Source organism: Halomonas profundus, assembly GCF_020865425.1.
Lineage (GTDB): Bacteria > Pseudomonadota > Gammaproteobacteria > Pseudomonadales > Halomonadaceae > Vreelandella > Vreelandella titanicae.
The window spans coordinates 1,485,795-1,508,166 of the sequence record NZ_CP086344.1 but is presented as its reverse complement, the minus strand read 5'-3'; the positions used below and the strand labels follow the sequence as shown (position 1 = coordinate 1,508,166).

At 55.3% G+C, this 22,372-nt stretch carries 20 protein-coding genes and 7 tRNA genes; 9 read left to right on the top strand and 18 right to left on the bottom strand.

The genetic code is table 11. The annotated features are described in order from the left end of the window. Positions 1-30: 30 nt before the first annotated feature. Together LMS44_RS06875 and LMS44_RS06870 are read left to right on the top strand one after the other, a co-directional pair. Positions 31-1,362, top strand: a complete 1,332-nt coding sequence (locus LMS44_RS06875) for a M20/M25/M40 family metallo-hydrolase (RefSeq protein ID WP_022520386.1) — start codon at positions 31-33, stop codon at positions 1,360-1,362. 377 nt (positions 1,363-1,739) lie between these two features. Beyond that, a complete protein-coding gene (locus LMS44_RS06870) occupies positions 1,740-1,955 on the top strand; it encodes a hypothetical protein (RefSeq protein ID WP_022520387.1) in 216 nt (71 codons plus the stop codon). A gap of 405 nt (positions 1,956-2,360) precedes the next feature. Here LMS44_RS06870 and LMS44_RS06865 read toward each other — a convergent pair whose 3' ends face one another. Further along, positions 2,361-3,098 (bottom strand): glutaredoxin, encoded by a 738-nt coding sequence (locus LMS44_RS06865; protein WP_278371865.1) that lies wholly within the window; start codon positions 3,096-3,098, stop codon positions 2,361-2,363. 173 nt (positions 3,099-3,271) lie between these two features. Continuing rightward, the gene (locus LMS44_RS06860; RefSeq protein ID WP_009288080.1) at positions 3,272-3,958 is read right to left on the bottom strand and encodes a type 1 glutamine amidotransferase domain-containing protein; all 687 of its coding nucleotides are present in this window, start codon (positions 3,956-3,958) and stop codon (positions 3,272-3,274) included. A gap of 93 nt (positions 3,959-4,051) precedes the next feature. On the opposite strand from LMS44_RS06860, the gene LMS44_RS06855 reads away from it, so the two are divergent. After that, complete coding sequence (locus LMS44_RS06855) at positions 4,052-4,831, top strand: CLCA_X family protein (protein WP_230804575.1); 780 nt, start codon at positions 4,052-4,054, stop codon at positions 4,829-4,831. Between the two features lie 60 nt (positions 4,832-4,891). Here LMS44_RS06855 and LMS44_RS06850 read toward each other — a convergent pair whose 3' ends face one another. The 4 genes from LMS44_RS06850 to LMS44_RS06835 form a co-directional block, all read right to left on the bottom strand. After that, positions 4,892-6,805, bottom strand: coding sequence for a TRAP transporter permease (locus LMS44_RS06850; protein WP_278371866.1), 1,914 nt, complete (start codon positions 6,803-6,805; stop codon positions 4,892-4,894). Between the two features lie 32 nt (positions 6,806-6,837). Next, positions 6,838-7,965, bottom strand: a complete 1,128-nt coding sequence (locus LMS44_RS06845) for a TAXI family TRAP transporter solute-binding subunit (RefSeq protein ID WP_278371867.1) — start codon at positions 7,963-7,965, stop codon at positions 6,838-6,840. A 103-nt stretch (positions 7,966-8,068) separates the two neighbouring features. Then, on the bottom strand, positions 8,069-9,265 hold the full coding sequence (locus LMS44_RS06840; RefSeq protein ID WP_022520393.1) for a CaiB/BaiF CoA transferase family protein: 1,197 nt from the start codon (positions 9,263-9,265) through the stop codon (positions 8,069-8,071). Beyond that, on the bottom strand, positions 9,258-11,015 hold the full coding sequence (locus LMS44_RS06835) for an acyl-CoA dehydrogenase family protein (protein WP_278371900.1): 1,758 nt from the start codon (positions 11,013-11,015) through the stop codon (positions 9,258-9,260). Before LMS44_RS06835 ends, LMS44_RS06840 begins: the two co-directional genes overlap by 8 nt. 149 nt (positions 11,016-11,164) lie before the next feature. Between LMS44_RS06835 and LMS44_RS06830 the strand changes: the two genes are divergently transcribed. After that, entirely contained in the window at positions 11,165-12,064 is a 900-nt protein-coding gene (locus LMS44_RS06830; protein WP_022520395.1) for a LysR family transcriptional regulator, read from the top strand. Positions 12,065-12,150: 86 nt separating this feature from the next. Beyond that, the gene (locus LMS44_RS06825) at positions 12,151-12,315 is read left to right on the top strand and encodes a hypothetical protein (protein WP_155830865.1); all 165 of its coding nucleotides are present in this window, start codon (positions 12,151-12,153) and stop codon (positions 12,313-12,315) included. A 90-nt stretch (positions 12,316-12,405) separates the two neighbouring features. On the opposite strand, the gene LMS44_RS06820 is transcribed toward LMS44_RS06825, so the two are convergent. The 12 genes from LMS44_RS06820 to LMS44_RS06765 form a co-directional block, all read right to left on the bottom strand. Continuing rightward, positions 12,406-12,493 (bottom strand) — tRNA-Ser (locus LMS44_RS06820). Between the two features lie 123 nt (positions 12,494-12,616). Then, the gene (locus LMS44_RS06815) at positions 12,617-13,126 is read right to left on the bottom strand and encodes a YiiD C-terminal domain-containing protein (protein WP_278371868.1); all 510 of its coding nucleotides are present in this window, start codon (positions 13,124-13,126) and stop codon (positions 12,617-12,619) included. 2 nt (positions 13,127-13,128) lie between these two features. Next, positions 13,129-13,689, bottom strand: a complete 561-nt coding sequence (locus LMS44_RS06810; RefSeq protein ID WP_174788067.1) for a nitroreductase family protein — start codon at positions 13,687-13,689, stop codon at positions 13,129-13,131. Positions 13,690-13,765: 76 nt separating this feature from the next. Then, entirely contained in the window at positions 13,766-14,599 is an 834-nt protein-coding gene (gene queF / locus LMS44_RS06805; RefSeq protein WP_278371869.1) for an NADPH-dependent 7-cyano-7-deazaguanine reductase QueF, read from the bottom strand. Positions 14,600-14,637: 38 nt separating this feature from the next. Then, on the bottom strand, positions 14,638-15,411 hold the full coding sequence (locus LMS44_RS06800; protein WP_022520403.1) for an ABC transporter permease: 774 nt from the start codon (positions 15,409-15,411) through the stop codon (positions 14,638-14,640). Continuing rightward, complete coding sequence (locus LMS44_RS06795) at positions 15,408-16,376, bottom strand: ABC transporter ATP-binding protein (RefSeq protein ID WP_022520404.1); 969 nt, start codon at positions 16,374-16,376, stop codon at positions 15,408-15,410. The genes LMS44_RS06800 and LMS44_RS06795 overlap by 4 nt, the downstream gene beginning before the upstream one ends. Before the next feature lie 246 nt (positions 16,377-16,622). Beyond that, positions 16,623-16,697 (bottom strand) — tRNA-Gly (locus LMS44_RS06790). Between the two features lie 20 nt (positions 16,698-16,717). Continuing rightward, positions 16,718-16,793, bottom strand: a tRNA-Glu gene (locus LMS44_RS06785). An 88-nt stretch (positions 16,794-16,881) separates the two neighbouring features. Continuing rightward, positions 16,882-16,956, bottom strand: a tRNA-Gly gene (locus LMS44_RS06780). A 41-nt stretch (positions 16,957-16,997) separates the two neighbouring features. Then, a tRNA-Glu gene (locus tag LMS44_RS06775) sits at positions 16,998-17,073 on the bottom strand. Positions 17,074-17,093: 20 nt separating this feature from the next. Then, a tRNA-Gly gene (locus tag LMS44_RS06770) sits at positions 17,094-17,168 on the bottom strand. Positions 17,169-17,234: 66 nt separating this feature from the next. Continuing rightward, positions 17,235-17,310, bottom strand: a tRNA-Glu gene (locus LMS44_RS06765). A gap of 333 nt (positions 17,311-17,643) precedes the next feature. Here LMS44_RS06765 and LMS44_RS06760 point away from each other — a divergent pair. From LMS44_RS06760 to LMS44_RS06745, 4 genes are all read left to right on the top strand, one after another. Continuing rightward, the gene (locus tag LMS44_RS06760; RefSeq protein WP_039860147.1) at positions 17,644-18,747 is read left to right on the top strand and encodes a TRAP transporter substrate-binding protein; all 1,104 of its coding nucleotides are present in this window, start codon (positions 17,644-17,646) and stop codon (positions 18,745-18,747) included. Position 18,748: 1 nt separating this feature from the next. Next, entirely contained in the window at positions 18,749-19,258 is a 510-nt protein-coding gene (locus LMS44_RS06755) for a TRAP transporter small permease subunit (RefSeq protein WP_141439634.1), read from the top strand. A gap of 3 nt (positions 19,259-19,261) precedes the next feature. After that, on the top strand, positions 19,262-20,587 hold the full coding sequence (locus LMS44_RS06750; protein ID WP_159176443.1) for a TRAP transporter large permease: 1,326 nt from the start codon (positions 19,262-19,264) through the stop codon (positions 20,585-20,587). 100 nt (positions 20,588-20,687) lie between these two features. Further along, entirely contained in the window at positions 20,688-22,274 is a 1,587-nt protein-coding gene (locus LMS44_RS06745) for a gamma-glutamyltransferase family protein (protein ID WP_159176442.1), read from the top strand. Positions 22,275-22,372: the final 98 nt, after the last annotated feature.

Below are 22,372 nucleotides of genomic sequence, written 5' to 3'. Positions count from 1 at the left end.
ACTCCACCTAAAAATGAGTGAGCGACAACAATGAGCGATAGTGCAAAACCCTGGACACAACCAATGCCCGACGCGCAGTTCAAACTAATGCGCGATATTCTTGCCGCCCCCAGCCCCGTAGGCCTGGAAGCTGCCATGACCTACGGCGTGCTCAAGCCGCATTTTGAGAGCTTCGCGCCTAAAAGCTGGCACCTTCACCAGTTTAAGGGCAACGCGGGCGTTGTGCTGGACACTCACCCCGGCCGCGACGACATGTTCAAGGTCATGCTGATCGGCCATGCGGATAAAATCCGCATGCAGGTGCGCTCGATTGGCGAAGACGGCAAGATCTGGATCAACACCGACTCCTTTCTGCCCACCGTGCTTATCGGCCATGAAGTGAAGTTGTTCAGCGAAGACCCCGACGCCCCCGGTAGCTACCGCTGCATTGAAGGTGGCACGGTCGAGGCACTGGGCGCGATTCACTTCTCCGATCCTGCTCAGCGCGATGGCAGCAAAGGCCTGAAAAAAGAGCAGATCTACCTGGATCTACAGATCCACGGCGAGAATAAAAAGCAACAGGTGCTGAACCTGGGCGTACGGCCCGGCGATTCGATTATTTTCGACCGCCCTATCCGCCCCGGCTTTAGTCCCAATACCTTCTACGGCGCTTACCTGGATAACGGCCTAGGCTGCTTTGTGACCGCCGAAGTGGCGCGTTTGATCGCCGAAGCAGGTGGCACCCAAAATGTGCGCGTGCTGTTTGCGATTGCCAGCTACGAAGAGATTGGCCGTTTCGGCAGCCGCGTGATGGCGGGCGAAATGAAGCCAGATGCCTTAATTGGCGTCGATGTAAACCACGACTATGTGGCTGCGCCCGGTATTGGCGACAAGCGCATGCAGCCACTGGAGATGGGCAAAGGCTTCACCATGGCGGTGGGCTCGATTGCCAGTGAACAGCTCAACCGCATTATCGCCACGGCCGCGAAAGAGCAGGACATTCCGCTGCAGCGCGATATTGTCGGTGTGGATACGGGTACCGATGGCATGGCAGGCGTATTGGCGTCTATCGATAGTGCCGCTACCTCAATTGGCTTCCCTATTCGCAACATGCACACCATCTCAGAAACAGGCCATACCCAGGACGTGCTGGCGGCCATCCATGCCCTCACCCATACCCTGCAAGCCCTGGATGCCATGCCTGACCTACAGCGTGAATTCCTGGATAACCACCCGCGCTTAGACCAAGCGAGCCCGCTCACCCATCAAGGCGGCGACAAGCCTGACAGTGAGAAGGGTGACAGCAAAGACGAGAGCAGCGAAGGCAAAACAGTTAGCCAAGGCAACGACAGTAAGAAAAGTAAGAAAAAAGCGAAGAAATAAAACAAGCGTATAAAAAAGAAGCCCCGGCCACTCCCTGGCTGGGGCTTTATCAAACCTTCCTTGATTCGTCTTCACAAACATCCTGTTTGTGCATCCATGAGCGTAAGCTTCCCTAGCTTTATCTTCCCTGTTGCCACTTCCTTATGCTGTGTACTCACAGTGAACCTTAAAACACTCTATTTATCTAACCTATGTTATTAAACCGGAAAAAATTTATCTTTTTTTATTCAGATTAACTGCACCTATTTAAAGCACGCTTTTTTATATGGCACATATGCCTTGCAGCGCTATACTATTAAAAGTATTGGCAACGATGCTACTCTACACGAACGTTACCACGCCTGAACCATCATCTAACCTAATGGTAGGAGGTCAGCGTGCGAGACATTATTATTAGCAGCAAAGTCAACGGGCTGGATGTCATCTGTCGCCATTGTGGCAACAATGAGTCACCCAAAAACCCGTTTTTGAACCGCTTCCGTTTAGAAGGCACCGGTAAAAACAGTACCACCGTACGCTGCCTGAACTGTCAAACAGCGGTTGAAATACCCTTGAGTGAATTAAGCTCGCTTTATTATCACTATGCTTGTTAAAACAATCGCTTACCAACTTAAGCGGTTATTATAAAAAAGGCTTATCTTTGTGACCGCTGCCTTTTTACTATCAATAGCAATACATTATTAACGAAAGCGTCATAAGAGCTTAATTAAATTTTTATTTATTTCAGGGTAAAAAAAACCCGGCCACTCCTTGGCCGGGTTTTCATCTGTTCTTCCCTGATCTTGCACCACAAACATCCTGTTTGTGCATCCTTGTGCTACACAAGCAATCCTTGCTTGTTCTTCCCTGTCGCGAGTTCCCTTCGCTGTGCACACACAGTGCGCTTTATAACAGCAGGTTTATCTAACCTGTGATATGTAGCGGCAAATAAATTGTTTTTTAACGGATTTTTGGATTTTAAACAGCATTTTAGCCAAGCAAGTTTTTGACGACGATTGTTATAGCAACATTTTCAGCGGCATCCATAGTCCCATCAGCACCATGGCGATATTTTCTGTCAGCGATACAAACCCTAGTGGCACATTGCTGCTTCCGCCAACGCAGGCGCATTTCAGCTCACGCTTATCCACATACACGGCTTTAAAGACCGACACCGCACCTACCGTGCCAATAAACAGTGCCAGCGGTGCTGCCAGCCAAAGCATGGCACCGGCCAGCATTAGTACCCCTGCCAGGGTCTCTGCGTAGGGGTACACATAACTGTAAGGGACATAGTGCTGAGCCAGTAAGTCGTAGTTAAGGAACATCGAGCTAAAGCTCTCTACATCCTGCAGCTTCTGCAAACCCAGCAGCACCATGGCCGTGGCCACCGCATATTCGGGCATTCGTGCCGCCACTAAGGTGCCATTGGCAACCCAGCTAATCGCCAGACCGATGAGCAAAGCGGTAACAAAAATCGCGATCACTGGCCGATATGCGGTCTCTTTTGCACTCGGCACGCTCATGCCTAAATGCTCACGCACCTCTTCATAGCCGCCAATACGTTTATCACCTATATAGGTTTGCGGAGTGGTATCGACATTCTCCTGGGCCTTGAACGCTTCAATTTCATCTCGGGATGTAAGCGGATGGTCATCAACCTGATAGCCTTTGCGTTTTAACAAATCGACTGTTTTCATACCGAATGGGCAGAGATGTTCCGCGGTTTTCATCCGATAGACGCGTGCTGTCTCCATGTTAGTCGCCTCCTTGTTGCGCTGCTGAGAACTGCGCTGTTGAGAACATAGCTAATTAAAAATAAATAACCTATCTCCCTATAAGCATAGTCAGAATCTAATCGGCACCCAAAAATACAAACGGCGAGGAGAGCCTCGCCGTCGTCACCAAACCCGGTATTAATACCGGCGGGTTATTTCGTCAGCCACGCCATTAGCGTTTCAGCCGTGAGCGCTGAGGAAGGAGGGTTTTGCCCTGTGATCAGTTGGCCATCCTCACGTACGTAAGGAGTGAAATCATCCGCTTTGCTATAAATCCCGCCACACTTTTGCAAGGCATCTTCAACGAGATGCGGCACGATATTGGTCAAGCCCACAGCCTCCTCTTCGCCGTTAGTAAAGCCCGTTACTTGGCGGCCTTTTACTAGCGGTTCACCAGCGCTGTCTTTAGCATTTACCAACACTATCGGCGCGTGACAAACCGTGGCAACCGGCTTGCCTTGGGCGATAAAGGTTTCGATCAAGCGAATCGAGTCCGCGTCGTCAACGAGATCCCATAGCGGGCCATGGCCCCCAGGGTAGAATACCGCATCGAAATCATCAGCCTTCATGTCGCTCAAGCGATGGGTAGCGGCAAGCTCCGCGTTAGCTTTTTCATCTTGCTTAAAGCGGCGCGTTTCATCGGTTTGGCTATCGTCTGCGTCACTTTTTGGGTCAAGCGGCGGCTGCCCACCCTTGGGCGATGCCAACGTTACTTCAGCACCCGCGTCTTTAAAGACATAATAAGGGGCTGCCAGCTCTTCGAGCCAAAAACCGGTTTTATTACCAGTATCACCCAACTGATCGTGAGACGTCAGTACCACTAAAATACGCTTGCTCATATCTCTCTCCTGGCGGTGGAAAATGAGGCAATTAAAATGCGTTACGGTTAGTTAGTGGGGGTCTGGATGGCGGAATGCAAGGAGAAACGACAAGTGAGCATCGAAGCGCGGGATTTTTATCGCAGTGGTCCTGACCATCGCCAGGGGCAAGCCAGCAGTTTTGCCCTGATCCGGCGTCAGTTTGATTTTCGCTCCATTGAGATTGGACGCTGGGTAACCAACGCTGAGCGCGACCGTGCCGCCGAGCTGTTTCATGATGCACTGTGCGATCTCATGGTGATTCTACAGGGACCAGAGGCGCTGATTTCACTACGCGGCTCAATCGCGCTGCAATATGGCAGCGGTGGTCGACCTGGTGTTTCTGCCCACTACGACCCCAGCCAACGCAGTTTTGCGCTGGCCAAAAACGCTGGCCCCGGCAGCATTGCCCACGAGTGGTTTCATGCTTTTGATCACTACATCGTCAGCAAGTGTTTTCGCGGCACACCCGTCGGTATGTTCGCCTCTACCGCTTGGCTCGCCGATGCAACGCCCATTGCACACCCTCTGAATCAACTGCTGATGCATTGCTTCAAGGCCGTACTGCTTCGACCAGCGGGTGATCAGCCTAGCGAGCTGTTTCAACGTTCAGTACAGATGGATAAAAAACTTGGACAGCTCTATTACAGTAAACCCGAAGAGCTCTGCGCACGCGCCTTTGAAGGGTTTGTGCAGGATGCGGCCATCACCAATCACTTCCTGGTCAAAGGCACCAAGACCTCTCCTGAAGCGGAAAGAGGTCTTTACCCACGGGGTGCACAGCGGGAACAGATCAATGCAGCGTTCAGCGACTACTTTGGCAGGCTGGGGAAAGCGTTGCGGAATGCAGAGTAAGCATGACGGCGCTCGACAGGCTCTGCTGCCGAACGCCGTGGGTGTATAAAGCAGCTTCACCTAGGTAGAGCACTTCGTAATATCTGCGCGTTTCGTGGTGTGCAGCACCGCCATCAGATAGCACAATGCAAGCGCTAGAAAGCCCAGCAGGTCACTGATCCATTCGGGGTAGATCATCAGTGCGGCAGGCAGCAGCAGCGCACAACGCATGCGCACTCCCACCGAACCTATTCGATAAAGGTATCCTTCCATCGCCGCTGCCACCAACCAGATCGCGGTCATGGCTGTAAAAGCGGAGGCCATCACGCTCAACAGGGGGCCCTGCAAAATCAGCGATGGGTTGAGCACAAACAGGAACGGCAGTACGAACAGCACGGCTCCCAACCGCACGGCATACAGGCTCGTTCGGGTGCTGTTGGCGCCGGCAACACCGGCAGCAGTAATGGCGGCTAGCGCCACGGGTGGAGTGATATAGGAGAGCATTCCCCAGTAAAGAATGAACAGGTGGCTGGCAAGAGGATTGAGGCCAGCACCCACTAGCGCTGGCGCAAGCAGAATCGACAGGAAGATGTAGCATGCGCTGACCGTCATTCCCATCCCGAGGATAAAGCTGGTAATCGCCCCCGCCGCCAGCATCAGGGGAATGCTGTCACCTGCATACAACAGCAGTTCGCGAGAGAAAGCCCCTGCAACCCCCGTATAGGAAAGCCCACCGACCACCAAACCGATACCGGCCAAAACGGCGACCAGACTCCCCACCCCGTGTGCCAACTGATAGAAAAAATCCAGCAGTTGGCTGATACGCAGCCGCTGCTGACGGCGCACCAGTGCAATCGCCAGCAATATCAGGGTGGCATAATAAGGCGCCTGACTTTCCAGACGCATGACAAGCAGCATGTAGATCAGCACGCCCAAACTGAGTAGGTACGGCCATCCAGAGAGCAGCGTGTCACGCACCCTGGGAATATCCTTGGCGGACATGCCCATGAGGCCTTTGCGGGCAGCATAGTTATCTACCTGAAGCAGCAGGGCCAGGTAGAAGAGCACCGCAGGCAGCAACGCCGCCAGCATTACCTCACCGTAACTGACGCCTAGGAAGGAAGCCATGATGAAGGCAACGGCCCCCATAACGGGCGGCATCAAGGTTCCGCCCGTGGAGGCGCACGCCTCTACGGCAGCGGCATATTCGCGTGAATAGCCACTGCGCTTCATGGCAGGAATGGTAATCGTCCCTGTGGTCAGAATATTGGATACCGCACTACCGGATAAGCTGCCCATGAAGGCACTGGAAACGACGGCCACCTTGGCGGGCCCGCCGCGGCTTCGGCCCATCAATGCAGTGGCGAAATTCATGAAGAACTCACCGCCACCGGTGATGGTCAGCGCTATCCCGAACACGACAAAGCCGATAATCAGGTTGGCGACGACCTGCATCGGCACGCCCACAATGCTTTCCGCCCCCATGACATGGGCTCGGATGGTTTCCCCCCATCCAAAACCATTACTCCACAGGAAACCAGGCATGTGGCCTGCATAGAGCGGATAGAGCCCAAATAGCAGTGCCACGGCAAAAATCGCCCAGCCACCACAGCGGCGAACGCCCTCCAGCACCAGTAGCAGCATCATCGTTGCCACCAGCGTGGCTTCGAGCGGGGCGAAATACTCCCACCCTTGCTGGGTCATGCGCAGGCCATTAAGGCCGAGGTAGATGGCGCCACCAAGAGCAGCCCCCGCCAGCACCCAGTCATACCAGGGAAGGCGTTCGGTATCAGCCTTGCGAGCCGGAAAGATCAGTAGTGCCGCCGATAGGAACAGCCCTATCAGATAGTAGATAAAGGCATTACCGATCGGATAGAACCCCAACAGATTGAGGGCAAAGGTTTGGTTGATCGTCATCAACAGACCGACGGCTCCCAGCCCCATCACTATCCACCTTGCCGAACCTTCCAATCGCTCTTGACTTGAATTGCTCATGATGTCGCTCCCAGTGACATATCCACCCGTGGTCAAAGCGCGCCAATCACTTCTTGCCGGCGAGCCTCCCAACGTTCGGCAAGCGCATCCCCTTCGAGGTCTGGCTCCTCGTTCAGCAGGCTATCCCAAGCTTGTTTCAGTGCTTCCAGGCGGGCGAGGCGGTTATCGTTCCATGTCTGCATCTCCTCGCTCCATAGCCCTTTCTCTTCCATATAGCGGATAGCCCCAGGGTGGAAAGGTATATCGATAGGTGGCACGCCGGAGTCCTCGATTGCCCAGCGGTGAATGGCAGCGGTCGCGTCACGATAAAGGTCATAACTCTCATCCAGGCTCTTGATGAACTGGTAGACCTCTTCTTCGTCACGATCAGCCATGGCTACGATGATCGGGTAACGGTAAGCAAGCATGTTGGCGGGAGATTCTTCGTTTAGCCCAGCGCCAATGGTTTCACGGAATGACTGGAAGACAGGGGCCACCTGGTTCATGCGCGCCCAGCCCTCTTCGTCATCGGCAGGAATATCTATCCAGCGAATACCACGAGAAGACTCCTCCAGCTCATAAAGCTGGCTGGCGGTGGTGGTCGTGCAGGTGGCATCGGCCCGATCCTCGACCAGCGAACTCATGGCGGCGCCGTGAGTCGGGAACATCACCGCCTCCACATCGTCGCGCCCCAGCCCTGCAAAGGCCAAGATCGCATCACATTTCACATTGACCGAAGGGTTGCCTGCCACGTAGGCAACCCGCTGCCCCCGCAAGTCTTCGAGCGTATGGATATTAGCGTCGGCTGCCGATGGCACACCAAAGGTAGATGGTCTTCCAGCAACGGCTCTGAGGTCTTGCGGCCCCCAGCGGCGCTCGCTGAAGTCGTAAATTCCTTCCGTTGCAAAGAAGGATTCCGTGGCTAGGAAGGCATAATCAGCTCGGCCGCTAACCAAAGGCTGCATTCGCCCAATGGCCGATCCCGCAGGCTGAATACGTATGCGGGTGTTGTAGCCCTTGCCAAAGGCATCGGCGATGGCGGAGGCCTCCGAGTGTCCTTGCGAGCCCACATCATAGGCGGTCCATGTCATGGTGCTGGGAAGCTCTGCGGCCGAGGCCGTATTGGCTAGAACGGCAAAAACGGTGGAGATAAGGCCAGTGGTCAGGTGCGTGCGTTTCATGGTTTTGCTCTCATGTTGTGTTGTTATTGGCGTAACGTTAATTGTGCTTATTTTTCAGCCCTTAGGATTGGGCAATGGAGTACATCGTGTTGTGCAAAAGGCTTCATGCCACCGGCACATCCGGCAGCACGCCTTTCGCTCTAAGGTGTTCTATTTGTTGCACGGTCAATCCTGCTTCATGAAGGATTGCGTCGGTATGTTCGGCAAAGCGTGGCGGTGGCGTTTCATAGCGTGAGGGCGTACGGGCTAGCTTGATCGGCGAGCCTGTGCCCTTGTAATGGCCGATATTGACGATCATATCGCGGTGCTGGGTATGCGGATGCGCCAGCGCTTGCGTGGTATCGAGTACGGGCCCGCAGGGAACGCCGATGCGCATCAACCGGTCGGCGAGCTTATCCCCTTCCCACCTGGCCATGGCACTCTCCAGCACATTACGCAGTGCATCGCGGTTACCCAGGCGGGCACCATTGGTTGCAAAGCGTTCATCCTGGCTAACGTCGTGGCATTCGAGCAACTCGCATAAGCGCGCGAACTGCACATTATTGCCAACCGCCAGAAAAATCGGCTGTGTCGCCGTCCGGTAGACCTCATAAGGGGCAATATTGGGATGTTCATTTCCCGTGCGGCGCGGCGGCGGCCCACCGTAGAATACGTTGGGAAAGTGGGGATGCATCAAGGAGAGCCCGGAGTCGAACAGTGCTGTTTCGACAAACTGCCCAAGCCCGCTGCGCGTACGCTCATGGAGAGCCAAGGTGATACCGATGACGGCATTCAGGCCGGTCACGATATCGACAATGGGTAGCCCCACTCGCAGTGGCTCCCCCTGTTTCTCACCGTTGACACTCATCAGTCCCGCCATTGCCTGGATGATGGCGTCATAGCCAGGCAAACCGCCCATCGGACCATCAGCACCAAACCCACTGATTCGGCATTGGATCAGACGAGGAAAGCGCGCGCTGAGAATGTCATAGCTCAGTCCCCACTTTTCCAGGGTTCCCGGCTTGAAGTTTTCCACCAGCACATCGGCGCCCTCCAGCAGTTGTAGTAGCAGAGCCTTGCCGTCAGGATGGCGAAGATCCAGCGCCATCCCGCGCTTGCTGCGGTTCAAGCCGTGGAAATAGGAAGCTGCATCACCTTCGAAAGGAGGCCCCCAGCCGCGGGTTTCATCCCCCCCGGGAGGCTCGATCTTGATCACATCCGCACCGTAGTCACCCAGCACCTGGGTACAGTACGGGCCTCCCAGCACACGGCTAAGATCAATCACCCTGATTCCGCTCAGTGCGCCATTGGGTTTAACCATGACCCACCTCCAGCCCGTGGGAACGCGCCAGTGCTTGAGTATTTACCACCGCAGAGACCTGTTCGTCGGTCATCGGCGTTTCGCTGAGCAGCATCGCCAGCGCTTCCGGCGACGCTCGACTGACCGATAGCGGATCGGGAGGGAGTAGCTTGTGGCGTACCACCAGCCAGGCGAGTGCCAATCGCCGCCTGTCTCCCGTGATCCGGGACGCCTCCCAGGCCATAAGAATGGCGGAGGTAATGTGGTAGAGACTGCTGGCGATCCGCCGCGCGTCGTGCTCGCAGGCAGGATCCTCTGCCAGTGCATTCGCGCTCTCTACTGCCTTGTCGAGGAGCACCTGCAACAGGTGGCGCTCGTGATTCTCAATGGCGGACGCCTGCAACTGTTGGTGCAAGTAGTCAGCCAGTACCGGCAAGGTCTGTTCACGCCGAATCGCCCGAAAAACATCCAGGGCAACGATATTGCTGGTGCCTTCCCATATTGAGCCAAGGTGGGCATCACGCAGCACGCGGGCATCCGACCACTCCTCGATGTAGCCACATCCACCACGTACTTCCATGCCATCCCCAGCCACCTTGCGTGCATCCCGCGTGGTGCGGAACTTGATCATGGGTGTCAGGATGCGCAAGAGCTTGGCTGACTGGGTATCCCCCGCATCGGCACGCCGCAGGCACTCTGCCGTGTGGAAGACCATCGTGCGCCCTTGCTCGGCAGTGAGCATCATCTTGCTGAGCTGACGCTGCATAAGCGGCAGCTCGATGAGCTGGCTACCGAACGCCTGCCGATGGCGGGCAATGAAAAGCGCCTCGTTGAGTGAGCGACGCATTAGCCCCGCCGACCGCACCCCGTTCGAGAGACGAGACATGTTGATCATGTCCGTCATCTGCTTGAAGCCCTGCCCCGGCTCTCCCACCACATAAGCTTCGGCGCCTTCGAGCAGGATCTCACCGCTCGCCATGGAGCGAGTACCCAGCTTGTCTTTCAGGCGTACGATGCGGTAATGGTTAAGATCACCATTTTCCAGATACCGGGGCAGCAGGAACAACGTGAGACCGCGAGTGCCCCGCTCCCCCTGCTCGGGGCGCGCCAATACCATCGCCAGCGCGGCATCAGGGTTAGAGCAAAACCATTTGTCGCCATAAAGGCGCCACTTGCCCTCTTCCTGCCTCGCTTCCGTGGTAATCGCTCCAACATCAGAGCCTGCATCCTGCTCGGTCATGAACATGGCTCCCTGATAGGCCAGATCCATATCCTGTGAGGTCAACGCTTCCAGGTAGCGGTTCACCAACGCTTCGTCGCCAAACTTGCGCAACGTGCGAGTCAGTGCATCGGTCATGCTAAGCGGGCAGCAAAGGCCAAACTCTGCCTGCACGAACAGGTACGTCAGCGCGTACTTCACTACCGGCGGCATGGGTTCCGACCAGTCAAGCACTCCACCGCGGTGCGACATGGCCGCCAGCCCGAACTGCCCATAGGCATACGCTTCCAGGCGTTGATAGGCTGGATGTTTGAGGATCTGCTGACGCTCGGTGCCATTTCGGTTGCGCAGGGCAAGTTCAGGCGGATGCTTGTCAGCCTCGATGGCCAGCGCTTCCAGTTCACCGCCAGCAAGGGCTCCCATCTCGTTGAAGTGGTGTTCCAAGTGCTGACGTAGCGCCGTCGGCAAATAGATATCCAAAAGCTGGGAAAGGGTGGGATCGTTATGGTAACTGTTCTGCCCCCAGGAATCGGGGATATTGCGGTGTATCATTTCATTCACAACGGCGTACCTCTTGGACTTATTATATGTTTTATCGTCACATTAGGCGGGTACGGAGACCGTCTCCAATACTGTTTTAGGATCCATTGATTCAGTTTTATGTATGATTGAAGAACAAGAAACGATAAGGAACGAAGCCAATGGCGCTGACATTTCGACAGCTGCGTTACTTTCTGGTGCTCTCGGAGGAACTACATTTCGGCAAAGCAGCGCAGCGCCTGCATATTTCTCAACCACCACTAAGTGCCAGCCTGCGTCAACTGGAAGAGGAGCTAAAGGTCAAGCTGCTGCTGCGCAATAGCAAACGCGTTACCCTCACGCCCGCCGGAGAAGCCTTCCAGCGCCAGGCACGCCGGATTCTCGAGCAGCTAGAAGACTCGCAAACGCTGGTGCAGCGCATTGCCTCAAGCGCCACCGGCCTGGTGCGTGTTGGGTTTACGCCCGCCATGCTCTTTCGCGGCCTTCCGGAACTGCTCAAACGCCTGCAATCCCGCTATCCCGGCATCGAAATACAATTGATCGAACGCAACTCGGCAGATCAAGTAGAAGCAGTGATGCAGGAGCAGCTCGATATCGGCTTCATCCATTCGATGCCGTTACCCGAGGGAATCGAGTCGGTCATCCTGTCGGACGAACCCTTCCTGTGCTGCTTGCCAGCGCATCACCATCTGGCAGGCCGACGCGAGTTGGCAGTCAAGGAATTAGCCAATGAGCCTATCATCCTGTTTGGTCGCGACCTTGCCCCTCACTATTACGACAGGATCATCGGCCTGTTTCACCACGCAGATGTTAAACCCCATATCTGCCACGAAGTCTCCCACTGGTTGACCATTCTTGCTCTAGTAGCTAATGCGATGGGGGTTGCTTTAGTTCCCAAATCACTTGCCAAAGCCGGTTTTTCCAATGTGAGCTTTCTCCCTCTGACCGATTCAACGACACGACATCAGTCGCACTGCATATGGCGCAGCGATTCGGAGGAACATGAAGAAATCCGTCAGTTGCTGCTTAACTGCCTAAAAGAACAACAGCAAGTCAGGTAAGCACGGCGCCAAGCCCAGCAGCCCCCTACCTGCCCTACTCCCGCTGACGCATGCTGGTTCCCTCATTCCGTCGTGAGGAAACCGCAGTGCAGTCGTTGTCGCCTACGTGCGAAATAACGCTTTCGCGACTACGCTATAGCAACGCTCACTACTCAAAGGAAGAGAATATGTCTACTACCACTATCGTCGTTATCGTTGTTGTTATCGTGGCCGTGCTGGGTATTGGTTTCGGTGGCGTTCTGCCTTTTTAAACAGCTTTCTTTATTTTTCCCAAGACAATTCCAGACAGCCAAAAACGAAAAAGGCCGTCGAGCTAAGAGCTTGACGGCCTTTAAAATTCTTGGCGGAGGGGGAGGGATTCGAACCCTCGAAGCCTTGCGGCTTACACACTTTCCAGGCGTGCTCCTTCGACCACTCGGACACCCCTCCGCGTTTTGGCGCTGTTGAAAGGCTGAACCTTTCGCGACAGAACGGCGCATATACTATTGGCTAAGCCTCGAAATAGCAAGCCTTTTCCGGCTGACGAACCTTTAGGTTAGTGACATACCCCGGTTATCGTTCAGACAATGCAGCGTAGCTGCCCTTGGCTTCCAGGCAGAGCGTCTCGCCACAATAGAGCTGCTGGGTTAGCGCTATGCGGCCTTTTCCTCGCTCAGCGAGCTTGTTGGCAAGCTGAGTAGGGCCTTCTGACACGGCTGGCGTACATACCAAGCGGTAGTCACTTGTTACCGGCGCCAGAAAACGCTGGCTAGCCTCGGCAACGACGACATCGCGCGCAATGCCCCGCTCACGTAGCCATAGCGTTACCCAGCACCAGCCTTGTAGCGTCGTCTGCGCCGTCAGTGCGCCACCAAAGCCCGTGCCTTTATCGTTAAGGTTGGGCTCCAGTGCTAACTGCCAGATTAGTGAATCTCCTTGGCGCGTCATTTCGCTAATACCTAGGCCGCTCACCATGGGTATGGCGTCACTCAGCCACTGCTGAAAAGCGGCCAGGTCTTCCAGCTGGCCCTCTGGCAGCGGCAATCGTGGATGAGGGACACCTGGCTGACGAGGGAGACTCATCGCTAGTCCCAACGCTCCAAAAAGTCAGCAACATTATGCTGCGGTACCGGTTTATGGCGCCCCCCCAGGGTGCCCAGATAGATAAACGCGACGACTTCGTCATCTTCATCCAGATTCAGCCCTTTGCGAACTACGGGGTCGAAAGCGTACTTGCCGCTGCGCCACATTGCTCCCAACCCTAGGGCGTGGGCGGCTAGCAGTATGCCGTGGGCGGCGCACCCGGCGGAGATCACCTGCTCCATTTTGGGTACTTTTTCAAGTTTGGGCGTGACCTTGGCGATCACGGCGATAATCATCGGCGCCCGCAGCGGCTTTTTGCGCGCCGAGTTGAGCGTTTCGTCATCGGCGCTAGGATCTTCCTGAAACTCCGCCTCGGCGAATAGCTCGCCCAAGCGTTCTCGCCCTTCCCCGCTAAACTCGATAAAGCGCCAGGGGCGCAGCTCTTTATGATCCGGGGCACGTAGCGCGGCCTGATAAATGGCGCTGAGCTGTTCGCCGCTGGGCGCTGGCTCCATCAGCTTGCCCATTGAGCTACGCTCGTGAAGCAGCGTGAGTGCGTCCATTGATGACTCCAAGTCCAATTGTGTGAGGCTACTTTAGCACCGTCATTTATAGCATTGTCATTTATAACATTGCCGCTTACTGCCTTGCTAGGCGCAGTGGCGTGGGGGGCGTTAACCCTGGGGTTGCGCGCCAGGGACTGATATCCAACCCGCCGCGCCGCACATAGCGCGCCAGTACCAGCAGCTGCGTAGGCTTTGCCTGGGCCATTAAATCGCAGAAGATATGCTCAACGCAGTGCTCGTGAAAATCCTGGTGCTGGCGAAATCCAATCAGGTAACGCAGCAGCCCTTCGCGGTCTATTTTCGGGCCTTTATAACGAATCAGCATGCTGCCCCAGTCTGGCTGACCGGTAACGGGGCAGTTGGATTTCAGCAGATGGGAGTAGAGTGTCTCCTCGACAATCTCTTCCCCTACCGACAGGTGATCACTGCTAGGCGTATAGTCGCTTACTGCGATATCTAAATCGTCCAAGCATTCGCCCGGTAAGTGCTGTGGCGAAAGCTCTGGCGCATCCACATCAAACAGCTCGACACTCACTTCAGCCCCCGCCGCTAAGGAGAGGTCATTGGCCAGCGTTTCCATCACTTCCTGACGACTATAGAAACGGGTTTGGTTGAAGCTATTGAGGTAGAGCTTCCAGGATTTGGACTCAATCAGATTGGGTGAGGCTGCTGGCAAGCGAAAGCGCGCCACGGCCACAATAGGCTTACCGCGGCTGTTCAGCCAGGAGACTTCAAAGGCGTGCCACTCATCTTCCCCCACAAACGGCAGAGTTCCCTCTTCAATCCCCAGCGGCTCTCGATTAGCCACGCGGGGAATAGGATATAACAGCCCCGCGTCATACTGCTCAGGGTAAGCGGAATCGCGGCCTAACGGCGCGTGCGCTAAAGTGTCTGGGCGGTGTGCCATTGTATAAAAGCTCTCTCTTCTCAATCGGATTGATGCGTCTAGCTGCGAATACCTTTGCCGCGTTCCAGCATCGCCAGTGCAATGCCAAACAGCATAATGATAAAGGCAAAAATGGCAGCGAGCGCCCAGCCAACGGGAATATCCGAAACACCTAAGAAGCCATAACGGAAAACGTTGACCATGTACAAAATTGGATTGAGCATGGAAACGCCCTGCCAGAAGTCAGGCAACATTGAGATAGAGTAAAACACTCCGCCCAAATAGGTCAGCGGCGTAAGGATAAACGTCGGCACGATAGAAATATCGTCGAACTTATTGGCCAGTAACGCATTAATAAATCCGCCAATAGAGAACAGCGCAGACGTCAGCACTACGACCAATACCGTGAGCAGCGGATGCTCCATGGTTAGACGGGTAAAGAACAGCGAAACGATTGTGACAATTAACCCCACGCCCAGGCCTCGTGCCATTCCGCCTAAAATAAAGCCAGCCAGTATCACCCAATTGGGCATGGGCGAGACCATCATCTCTTCGATCGAACGCTGAAACTTATTGGAGAAAAAACTCGACGCCACGTTGGAGTAGCTGTTGGTAATCACCGACATCATGATCAGCCCAGGGACAATAAAGTCCATGTAGCTGAAGCCGTCCATGTCACCAATCCGCGAACCAATTAGGTTGCCGAAGATAATAAAGTACATCGCCATGGTGATAGAGGGAGGCAACAGCGTTTGTGGCCAAATGCGGGTGAAACGTTTGATCTCTTTTAGCACCAGCGTCCACAGGGCGATCAATGTTTGCGTAGCATTCATACGCGCTCCTCCGTCTTCTCAACGCGCTGGTCTATCGCCCCTAGCCCACTGCCTTCCACCATCGACACAAACATCTCCTCTAAGCGGTTGGCGCGATTACGCATGGAAACCACCTGGATGCCCTGCTCACTCAGCGCCTTGAAGACATCGTTTAAACGTTGCCCGCGATGCACCACGAGTGATAGCTGAGTAGACTCCAGCTGTTTTATCTCAAACCCGTCTATCTTGGGTATGTCTGTAATGGCTTCGGAGGTATCAATTAGGAAGGTCTCGGTATTCAGCTCAGCCAGCAGGCCTCGCACGCTAGTGTTCCGCACAATATCGCCATTATTGATAATCGCCACATTACGGCAAAGGCTCTCAGCCTCTTCCAGGTAGTGCGTCGTCAGGATGATGGTGGTGCCTTCGTCTTGGTTAATCCGCCGCATGTACTCCCACATACTGCGCCGCAGTTCGATATCCACCCCGGCGGTTGGCTCATCCAGAATCAGCAGCTTGGGACGATGCATCAGCGCTCGAGCGATCATCAGGCGGCGCTTCATGCCACCTGACAGCATGCGCGCGCTGCCGTTGCGCTTCTCCCATAGGCCCAGATCGGTCAGCAGCTGTTTAGCGCGGGGCAAAGCTTCGCGACTGGTCATGCCGTAGTAGCCTGCCTGGGCCAGTACGATATCGAGCACTTTCTCAAATTGATTGAAGTTGAACTCTTGGGGTACCACGCCCAGTTGATACTTGGCTTTAGCGAAGTCCTTATCCACATCGATACCGAATATGGAGACCTTGCCCGCCGTCTTTTGCACCAGCGAGCAAACCACCCCCAAGGTGGTGGACTTGCCGGCGCCATTGGGGCCCAACAAAGCAAAAAAATCGCCCTGCTGGACGTCGAGATCAATACCTTTGAGCGCCTGAAAGCCGTTGCCATACACTTTGGTAAGGCCACGGATCGACAATGCCGGTTCGGCCATGAACATGTCCTGTCAGCAAAATAAGAAGAGAAGGAGAAACATTAGGGCGCAAACGACTTTTTTCAAGGTGATTAAGAACACCAACCGTCAGGCACGCAAAGAATGACGCCCAGCAAGTAGCTAGCGCATCAGGAATAAAGAGAGATAACCAAATGAAAACTAGGAAGCGCTTGGAGCGGGAAGGAGATTCGACCGGGCTGGCGTTCCAGCTCCCGACCCTTACCTACCGTCTTGTGACTGTCTACATGGAGCGGGAAAGGAGATTCGAACTCCCGACCCTCGCCTTGGCAAGGCGATGCTCTACCACTGAGCTATTCCCGCAACGCAAACAACATACTAGATGGCGTCCCATAGGGGGTTCGAACCCCTGTTACCGCCGTGAAAGGGCGGTGTCCTAGGCCACTAGACGAATGGGACTAAATCAAACCTGGAGCGGGAAAGGAAATCGACCGGGCTGGCGTTCCAGCTCCCGACCCATCGCTTACCGATCCGGTACTACTAAAACTGGAGCGGGAAAGGAGATTCGAACTCCCGACCCTCGCCTTGGCAAGGCGATGCTCTACCACTGAGCTATTCCCGCTTATAGAACACTTACTTAGCTTTTACCTAACTTACCGAAAGTGGCGTCCCATAGGGGGTTCGAACCCCTGTTACCGCCGTGAAAGGGCGGTGTCCTAGACCACTAGACGAATGGGACACTGTAAGCACTTTAATGCTTGGAGCGGGAAAGGAGATTCGAACTCCCGACCCTCGCCTTGGCAAGGCGATGCTCTACCACTGAGCTATTCCCGCATTCCGATAACCCTGACGACCGCTTACTCTAGCTCTAGCTCTAGCTCTAGAAAGAAAAAGAATAAGTGGCGTCCCATAGGGGGTTCGAACCCCTGTTACCGCCGTGAAAGGGCGGTGTCCTAGACCACTAGACGAATGGGACGTTGCATTGCCTCGTCGAGGTGGCGCGTATGTTACTCAGACCTTATTGAGCTGTCAAGCACCCTGCCTTCACCAAACTAACTGACACGCTTTCAATTACCTACCTCTACGTCCAATTTTTGCGAAGCCAGTATGCACACCGAGGGTGCCCTGGACACTCATTCGGCGTCATAACGGTGCAAACGGTTATTTTTCTTATATTTAGTCTTTTCAGCAGAGACCGACAAAACCCTTAAAAATCTTTTATTTAAAATAAAATCGATTTTTATGGCACACCCCTTGCTACTTCATTGTGTTCCCTGGCTGACCAATTCCATCATAAATGAGGTGTGCTATGTCCTTATCCCGTCGCAAGTTTCTCACCACAGCTGCCGTCTCCTCCACGGCAGGCCTTGTCTTGGGCGCCCCGTCTATCGCCCGTGCGCAGTCCGCCGAGAGCTTCAACTGGCGTATGACCAATGCCTACCCGCCCGGCTCGCCCTTTTACGTGGAAGGCCCAGGCAGCCCCACTGACGTGATCGCCAAAATCAACGCCATGTCCGGCGGGCGACTCAATATTCAGCATTTTTCATCCGGCGAGCTAATTCCAGCTTTTGAAGGCTTTGAAGCAGTTCAAAGCGGCACCATCGAAATGAATGCCGCCAATAGCTACTTCTGGTCAGGCACCACCTTTGCCGCTCAGTACTTCACTACCGTTCCATTTGGTATGAGCTTTATGGGCCATATGGCGTGGCTTTACCACGGCGGCGGCTTGGAGCTTTGGCACGAAGTGTATGAGCCCTACGGCATGGTCGCCTTCCCGCTGAACAATACCGGCGTGCAAATGACCGGCTGGTTCCGCGAACCGATCGAGGATATTAGCCAGCTCAACGGGCTGCGCATGCGCGTTCCTGGCTTGGCGGGCCAGGTTTACTCTTCGCTTGGCGTGGATGCCCGTGTACTGCCCGGTGGTGAAATCTTCCCCGCGCTGGAGCGTGGCGTGATTGATGCAGCTGAATTCGTAGGCCCCTTCCAAGACCGTCGCATGGGCCTGCATAACGCCGCCAAGTTCTACCACACTACAGGCTGGCACGAACCCTCGACCACGGGCGAACTGCTTATCTCGAAAACCCACTGGGATAGTCTGCCAGAAGATCTGCAGATGATTGTCAAAACCGCCTGTATGGCCGCCTGCTTAGAGAGTGTGACCTGGTCTGAAGCGGTCAATGGCGAGGCCATGACAGATCTAGTGGAGAACGAAGGCGTCACTGCCAGCATGCTACCTACCCCCGTTATCGATGCGCTGCGCGAAGCCACTCAAGATACCCTGGCGACAGAGGCCAACGCTGACCCGCTGGTGCGCAAAGTGCACGATAACTACATGGCCTTTAAAGCCAACCATGACCGCTGGGCAGGCGCCAGTGAGCGTGCCTGGTTAAACGATATTATCGGAGTCTGATATGCGCGCCGTGGCATTTTTTGTTCACGGAGTTGAGGCGGTGGTTCGGCTATTTGGCTGGATCGCCGCCTGGACCTGCGTGGTTTTAGTCGGGCTCGTCGCTGGCGACGTATTGATGCGCTATGTGTTCAGCATTGGCGCGATATGGCTGCAGGAACTGCAGTGGCACTTGATCTCACCTATTGCACTGTTTGGCATGTCGTATTTGCTATTGATGGGCGAGCAGGTGCGCGTAGATGTTTTCTACGAGCGCTTCCCTGTAGGCCTGCAACGGGTGATTGAAGTGATCGGCGGACTCTTGCTGCTGGTGATGGGGCTGTATATCGCCTGGCTGACGCTGCCCTGGATCGCCCAGTCGTTCGCCCGCGGTGAGGCGTCGCCCAACCCCGGTGGCCTGCCTCTACGCTGGCTGCTCAAGTCGCTCATTCCATTCGGCTTTGTCCTTCTCGCGCTGCAAGGGCTGGCCCACGCGTTGCGTCAGGCTTTCGCCCTACCCACACGAGGTGAATAACGCATGTCTCCCAATGAATGGCTCGCGATCGGCATGATCGTGGCTTTTTTCGTGTTTCTGCTGATAGGTATTCCGGTAGGCATCAGTATCGCGGCGACGGCCTTTTTCTTTGGCTACGTTGGCTTTGGGCCAATGCTGTTTAATCTGCTGCCATCACGTATTTACGGCGTAGTGACCAATTACACCTTTATGGCCATACCGCTATTTGTGTTTATGGGGGTGATGCTGGAGAAGTCGAAGCTGGCAGAGGAGTTGATCGATGTCATCGGCCACCTGTTCGGCGGCCTTTCGGGGGGCATGGGTGTGGCGATCATCATCGTGGGCGTGCTGTTAGGTGCCGCCACGGGCATTGTGGGCGCCACTATCGTTACCCTTGGCCTGCTCACGCTACCGACGCTGCTACGCCGCGGCTACCCTAAAACCCTGGCCACCGGAATGATCTGCGCATCCGGCACCTTGGGGCAGATTATTCCGCCCAGCCTGGTGCTGATTCTGCTGGCGGAAATTCTGGGCGAATCGGTCGGTACGATGTTCGCCGCCGCCATGGTGCCGGGACTAACCCTGGCGGCGGTCTATATTATTGCCATTCTGGTGATCGCCAAGCTCTACCCCGACTTAATGCCGCCTATTCCTGCCGAGGAGCGAGCAGAAATGGGCCGGGGTCAGCTGATACGCAAGGTGATTACCGTGGTGGGCCCGCCAGTGGGGTTGGTGTTTGCGGTATTAGGGTCGATTATTGGCGGCATTGCCGCGCCTACTGAAGCAGCCTCAATGGGTGCGCTAGGAGCATTGCTAATTGTAGCCTGCTCGGGGCGGTTAACCTTTGCGCTACTCAAAGAAGTTGCCAAGGCCACGCTGGTGATCTCGGCCATGGTGTTCTTTATTTTGATCAGCGCCCAGGTATTTGGCCTGGCATTTCGCGGATTGGGCGGCGAGCATTTGGTTGCCCGTATGTTCGACTGGGTGCCCGGCGGCGAATTAGGCGCGATGCTATTCATGCTGCTGCTGATGTTTGTGCTGGGTTTCTTCCTGGAGTGGATTGAGATCAGCTATATTGCCCTACCGTTATTTTTACCCTTCTTTGTGCAAATGGGCGTCGATATGGTGTGGCTGGGCATTCTGGTGGGGCTGGTGCTACAAACGTCGTTTCTTACCCCACCCTTTGGCTGGTCGCTGTTTTTCCTCAAGGGTGTAGCGCCGAAAGAAGTCTCGACGCTGGATATTTATAAAGGCGCCCTACCGTTTATCGGTTTACAGTTCGTCGCCGTCGCGCTGGTATTTATCTTTCCCAGCATTGCCACCTGGTTGCCCGCAGCCATTGGCTGGTAACGAACTGCTTTAGTATTTATTTAACAACTATTTATTTAACAACTATTTATTTAACAACTATTTATTTAATAAATATTTACTTAATAACAAGGATTCTAAGATGCTCCACACCCAACGTAGTTACGGCGGTAGCTGTGTCGCCCCTCACCACCTCGCCGCAAGCGCCGGGCGCGATGTGCTTAAACAGGGTGGGAATGCGGTGGAAGCCATGGTCGCTGCCGCTGCGGCCATTGCGGTGGTCTACCCGCATATGAACGCCCTGGGTGGCGATGGCTTCTGGCTCATTCATGAGCCGGGCAAAGCGCCCATCGCCATTGACGCCTGTGGCCCTGCGGCGGGGCTTGCCAGCGCAGACTTCTACGCCGGTGAAACGCAGATTCCCGAGCGCGGCCCCAAAGCCGCCCTCACCATGGCCGGTACCATTGGCGGCTGGCATGAAGCGCTAAGCGTCGCTTCACAGTGGGGCAAGCCACTTCCCCTCACCACGCTACTGGCCGACGCCATTCATCATGCCGAGACGGGTATTGCGGTCTCCCAGAGCCAGGAAGCGCTTACCGCTAAACACCTTGAGCGTTTAACCCAAAGCCCGGGCTTTAGTGACGCCCTGCTGCTTAACGGCCAGGTACCCCGTGAAGGCGAACGGCTGCGCCAGCCACGTTTGGCCGCCACACTCAAGCGTTTGGCAGAAGCAGGATTAGATGACTTCTACCGCGGCGAGCTGGCCGCCAGTATGGCGCGGGATTTAGAGGCCGTCGGCAGTCCGCTGCGCCTGGCAGACTTTCATGCTTATCGCGCCCAACGGGTCACACCGCTGGAAGTAACGCTTCAGGATGCCACGCTCTATAACCTGCCTGCGCCGACCCAAGGCATGGCCTCGTTAATGATTTTAGGTATCTACGAGCGCCTAAAAGCCGCCGAGCCCAATGGTTTTGGCCACCTGCATGGCCTGATTGAAGCCACCAAACGCGCCTTTATCCTGCGCGACCAAAACATCACTGACCCCGGCCGTGCGCCAACACCGCTGCAAGATTTGCTCAGTGAAGAGAACATTGGCTTAGAAGCGGCTCAGATCGACCCGCAGCACGCCCTACCCTGGCCCCACGAACCAGCGCCAGGCGATACCATTTGGATGGGCACCGTGGATAGCGAAGGACGTTCGGTGAGCTTTATTCAGAGCATCTACTGGGAGTTTGGTAGTGGCGTGGTGCTGCCAGAAAGCGGCGTGCTATGGCAAAACCGCGGCATCAGCTTCTCGCTTAATCCCGACGACCTGCGCGGCTTATCCCCTGGACGTAAACCTTTCCACACTCTTAACCCGGCGCTTGCCAAGTTTAACGATGGCCGTACCATGGTTTACGGCACCATGGGCGGTGAAGGCCAGCCGCAAACCCAGGCAGCGGTATTTTCGCGCTATGCGCTGCACGGCATGCCGCTACAGCAGGCGATCACGGCTCCCCGCTGGCTGCTGGGGCGCACCTGGGGCGAAACCAGCACTAACTTGAAACTCGAAGCGCGTTTTGACGACACCCTAGTCACCGCTCTGGCAACGGCAGGCCACGATGTGGAAGTGCTGCCCGAGGCGTTCAGTGACACCATGGGCCATGCAGGCGGTATTGTGTACCACCCGGATGGGTTGATAGAGAGCGCCCACGACCCGCGCAGTAACGGCGGCGCGGCTAGCGTATAGCGCTTACACTGGCACAGCGATGTATAATCGCCCATGCTGAAACTCATGATGATCAAGTGGTGTCACTAGGCTAGTGAGTCCAAACAACACTTGGCCTC

What these genes read in the sequence shown, in the direction of transcription:
- LMS44_RS06875 (WP_022520386.1), top strand. Translation starts at nt 31, where the DNA reads ATGAGCGATAGTGCAAAACCCTGGACACAACCAATGCCCGACGCGCAG.
- LMS44_RS06865 (WP_278371865.1), bottom strand. Translation starts at nt 3,098, where the DNA reads ATGGAGACAGCACGCGTCTATCGGATGAAAACCGCGGAACATCTCTGC.
- LMS44_RS06860 (WP_009288080.1), bottom strand. Translation starts at nt 3,958, where the DNA reads ATGAGCAAGCGTATTTTAGTGGTACTGACGTCTCACGATCAGTTGGGT.
- LMS44_RS06850 (WP_278371866.1), bottom strand. Translation starts at nt 6,805, where the DNA reads ATGAGCAATTCAAGTCAAGAGCGATTGGAAGGTTCGGCAAGGTGGATA.
- LMS44_RS06845 (WP_278371867.1), bottom strand. Translation starts at nt 7,965, where the DNA reads ATGAAACGCACGCACCTGACCACTGGCCTTATCTCCACCGTTTTTGCC.
- LMS44_RS06840 (WP_022520393.1), bottom strand. Translation starts at nt 9,265, where the DNA reads ATGGTTAAACCCAATGGCGCACTGAGCGGAATCAGGGTGATTGATCTT.
- LMS44_RS06835 (WP_278371900.1), bottom strand. Translation starts at nt 11,015, where the DNA reads ATGATACACCGCAATATCCCCGATTCCTGGGGGCAGAACAGTTACCAT.
- LMS44_RS06830 (WP_022520395.1), top strand. Translation starts at nt 11,165, where the DNA reads ATGGCGCTGACATTTCGACAGCTGCGTTACTTTCTGGTGCTCTCGGAG.
- LMS44_RS06815 (WP_278371868.1), bottom strand. Translation starts at nt 13,126, where the DNA reads ATGAGTCTCCCTCGTCAGCCAGGTGTCCCTCATCCACGATTGCCGCTG.
- LMS44_RS06810 (WP_174788067.1), bottom strand. Translation starts at nt 13,689, where the DNA reads ATGGACGCACTCACGCTGCTTCACGAGCGTAGCTCAATGGGCAAGCTG.
- queF (WP_278371869.1), bottom strand. Translation starts at nt 14,599, where the DNA reads ATGGCACACCGCCCAGACACTTTAGCGCACGCGCCGTTAGGCCGCGAT.
- LMS44_RS06800 (WP_022520403.1), bottom strand. Translation starts at nt 15,411, where the DNA reads ATGAATGCTACGCAAACATTGATCGCCCTGTGGACGCTGGTGCTAAAA.
- LMS44_RS06795 (WP_022520404.1), bottom strand. Translation starts at nt 16,376, where the DNA reads ATGGCCGAACCGGCATTGTCGATCCGTGGCCTTACCAAAGTGTATGGC.
- LMS44_RS06760 (WP_039860147.1), top strand. Translation starts at nt 17,644, where the DNA reads ATGTCCTTATCCCGTCGCAAGTTTCTCACCACAGCTGCCGTCTCCTCC.
- LMS44_RS06755 (WP_141439634.1), top strand. Translation starts at nt 18,749, where the DNA reads ATGCGCGCCGTGGCATTTTTTGTTCACGGAGTTGAGGCGGTGGTTCGG.
- LMS44_RS06750 (WP_159176443.1), top strand. Translation starts at nt 19,262, where the DNA reads ATGTCTCCCAATGAATGGCTCGCGATCGGCATGATCGTGGCTTTTTTC.
- LMS44_RS06745 (WP_159176442.1), top strand. Translation starts at nt 20,688, where the DNA reads ATGCTCCACACCCAACGTAGTTACGGCGGTAGCTGTGTCGCCCCTCAC.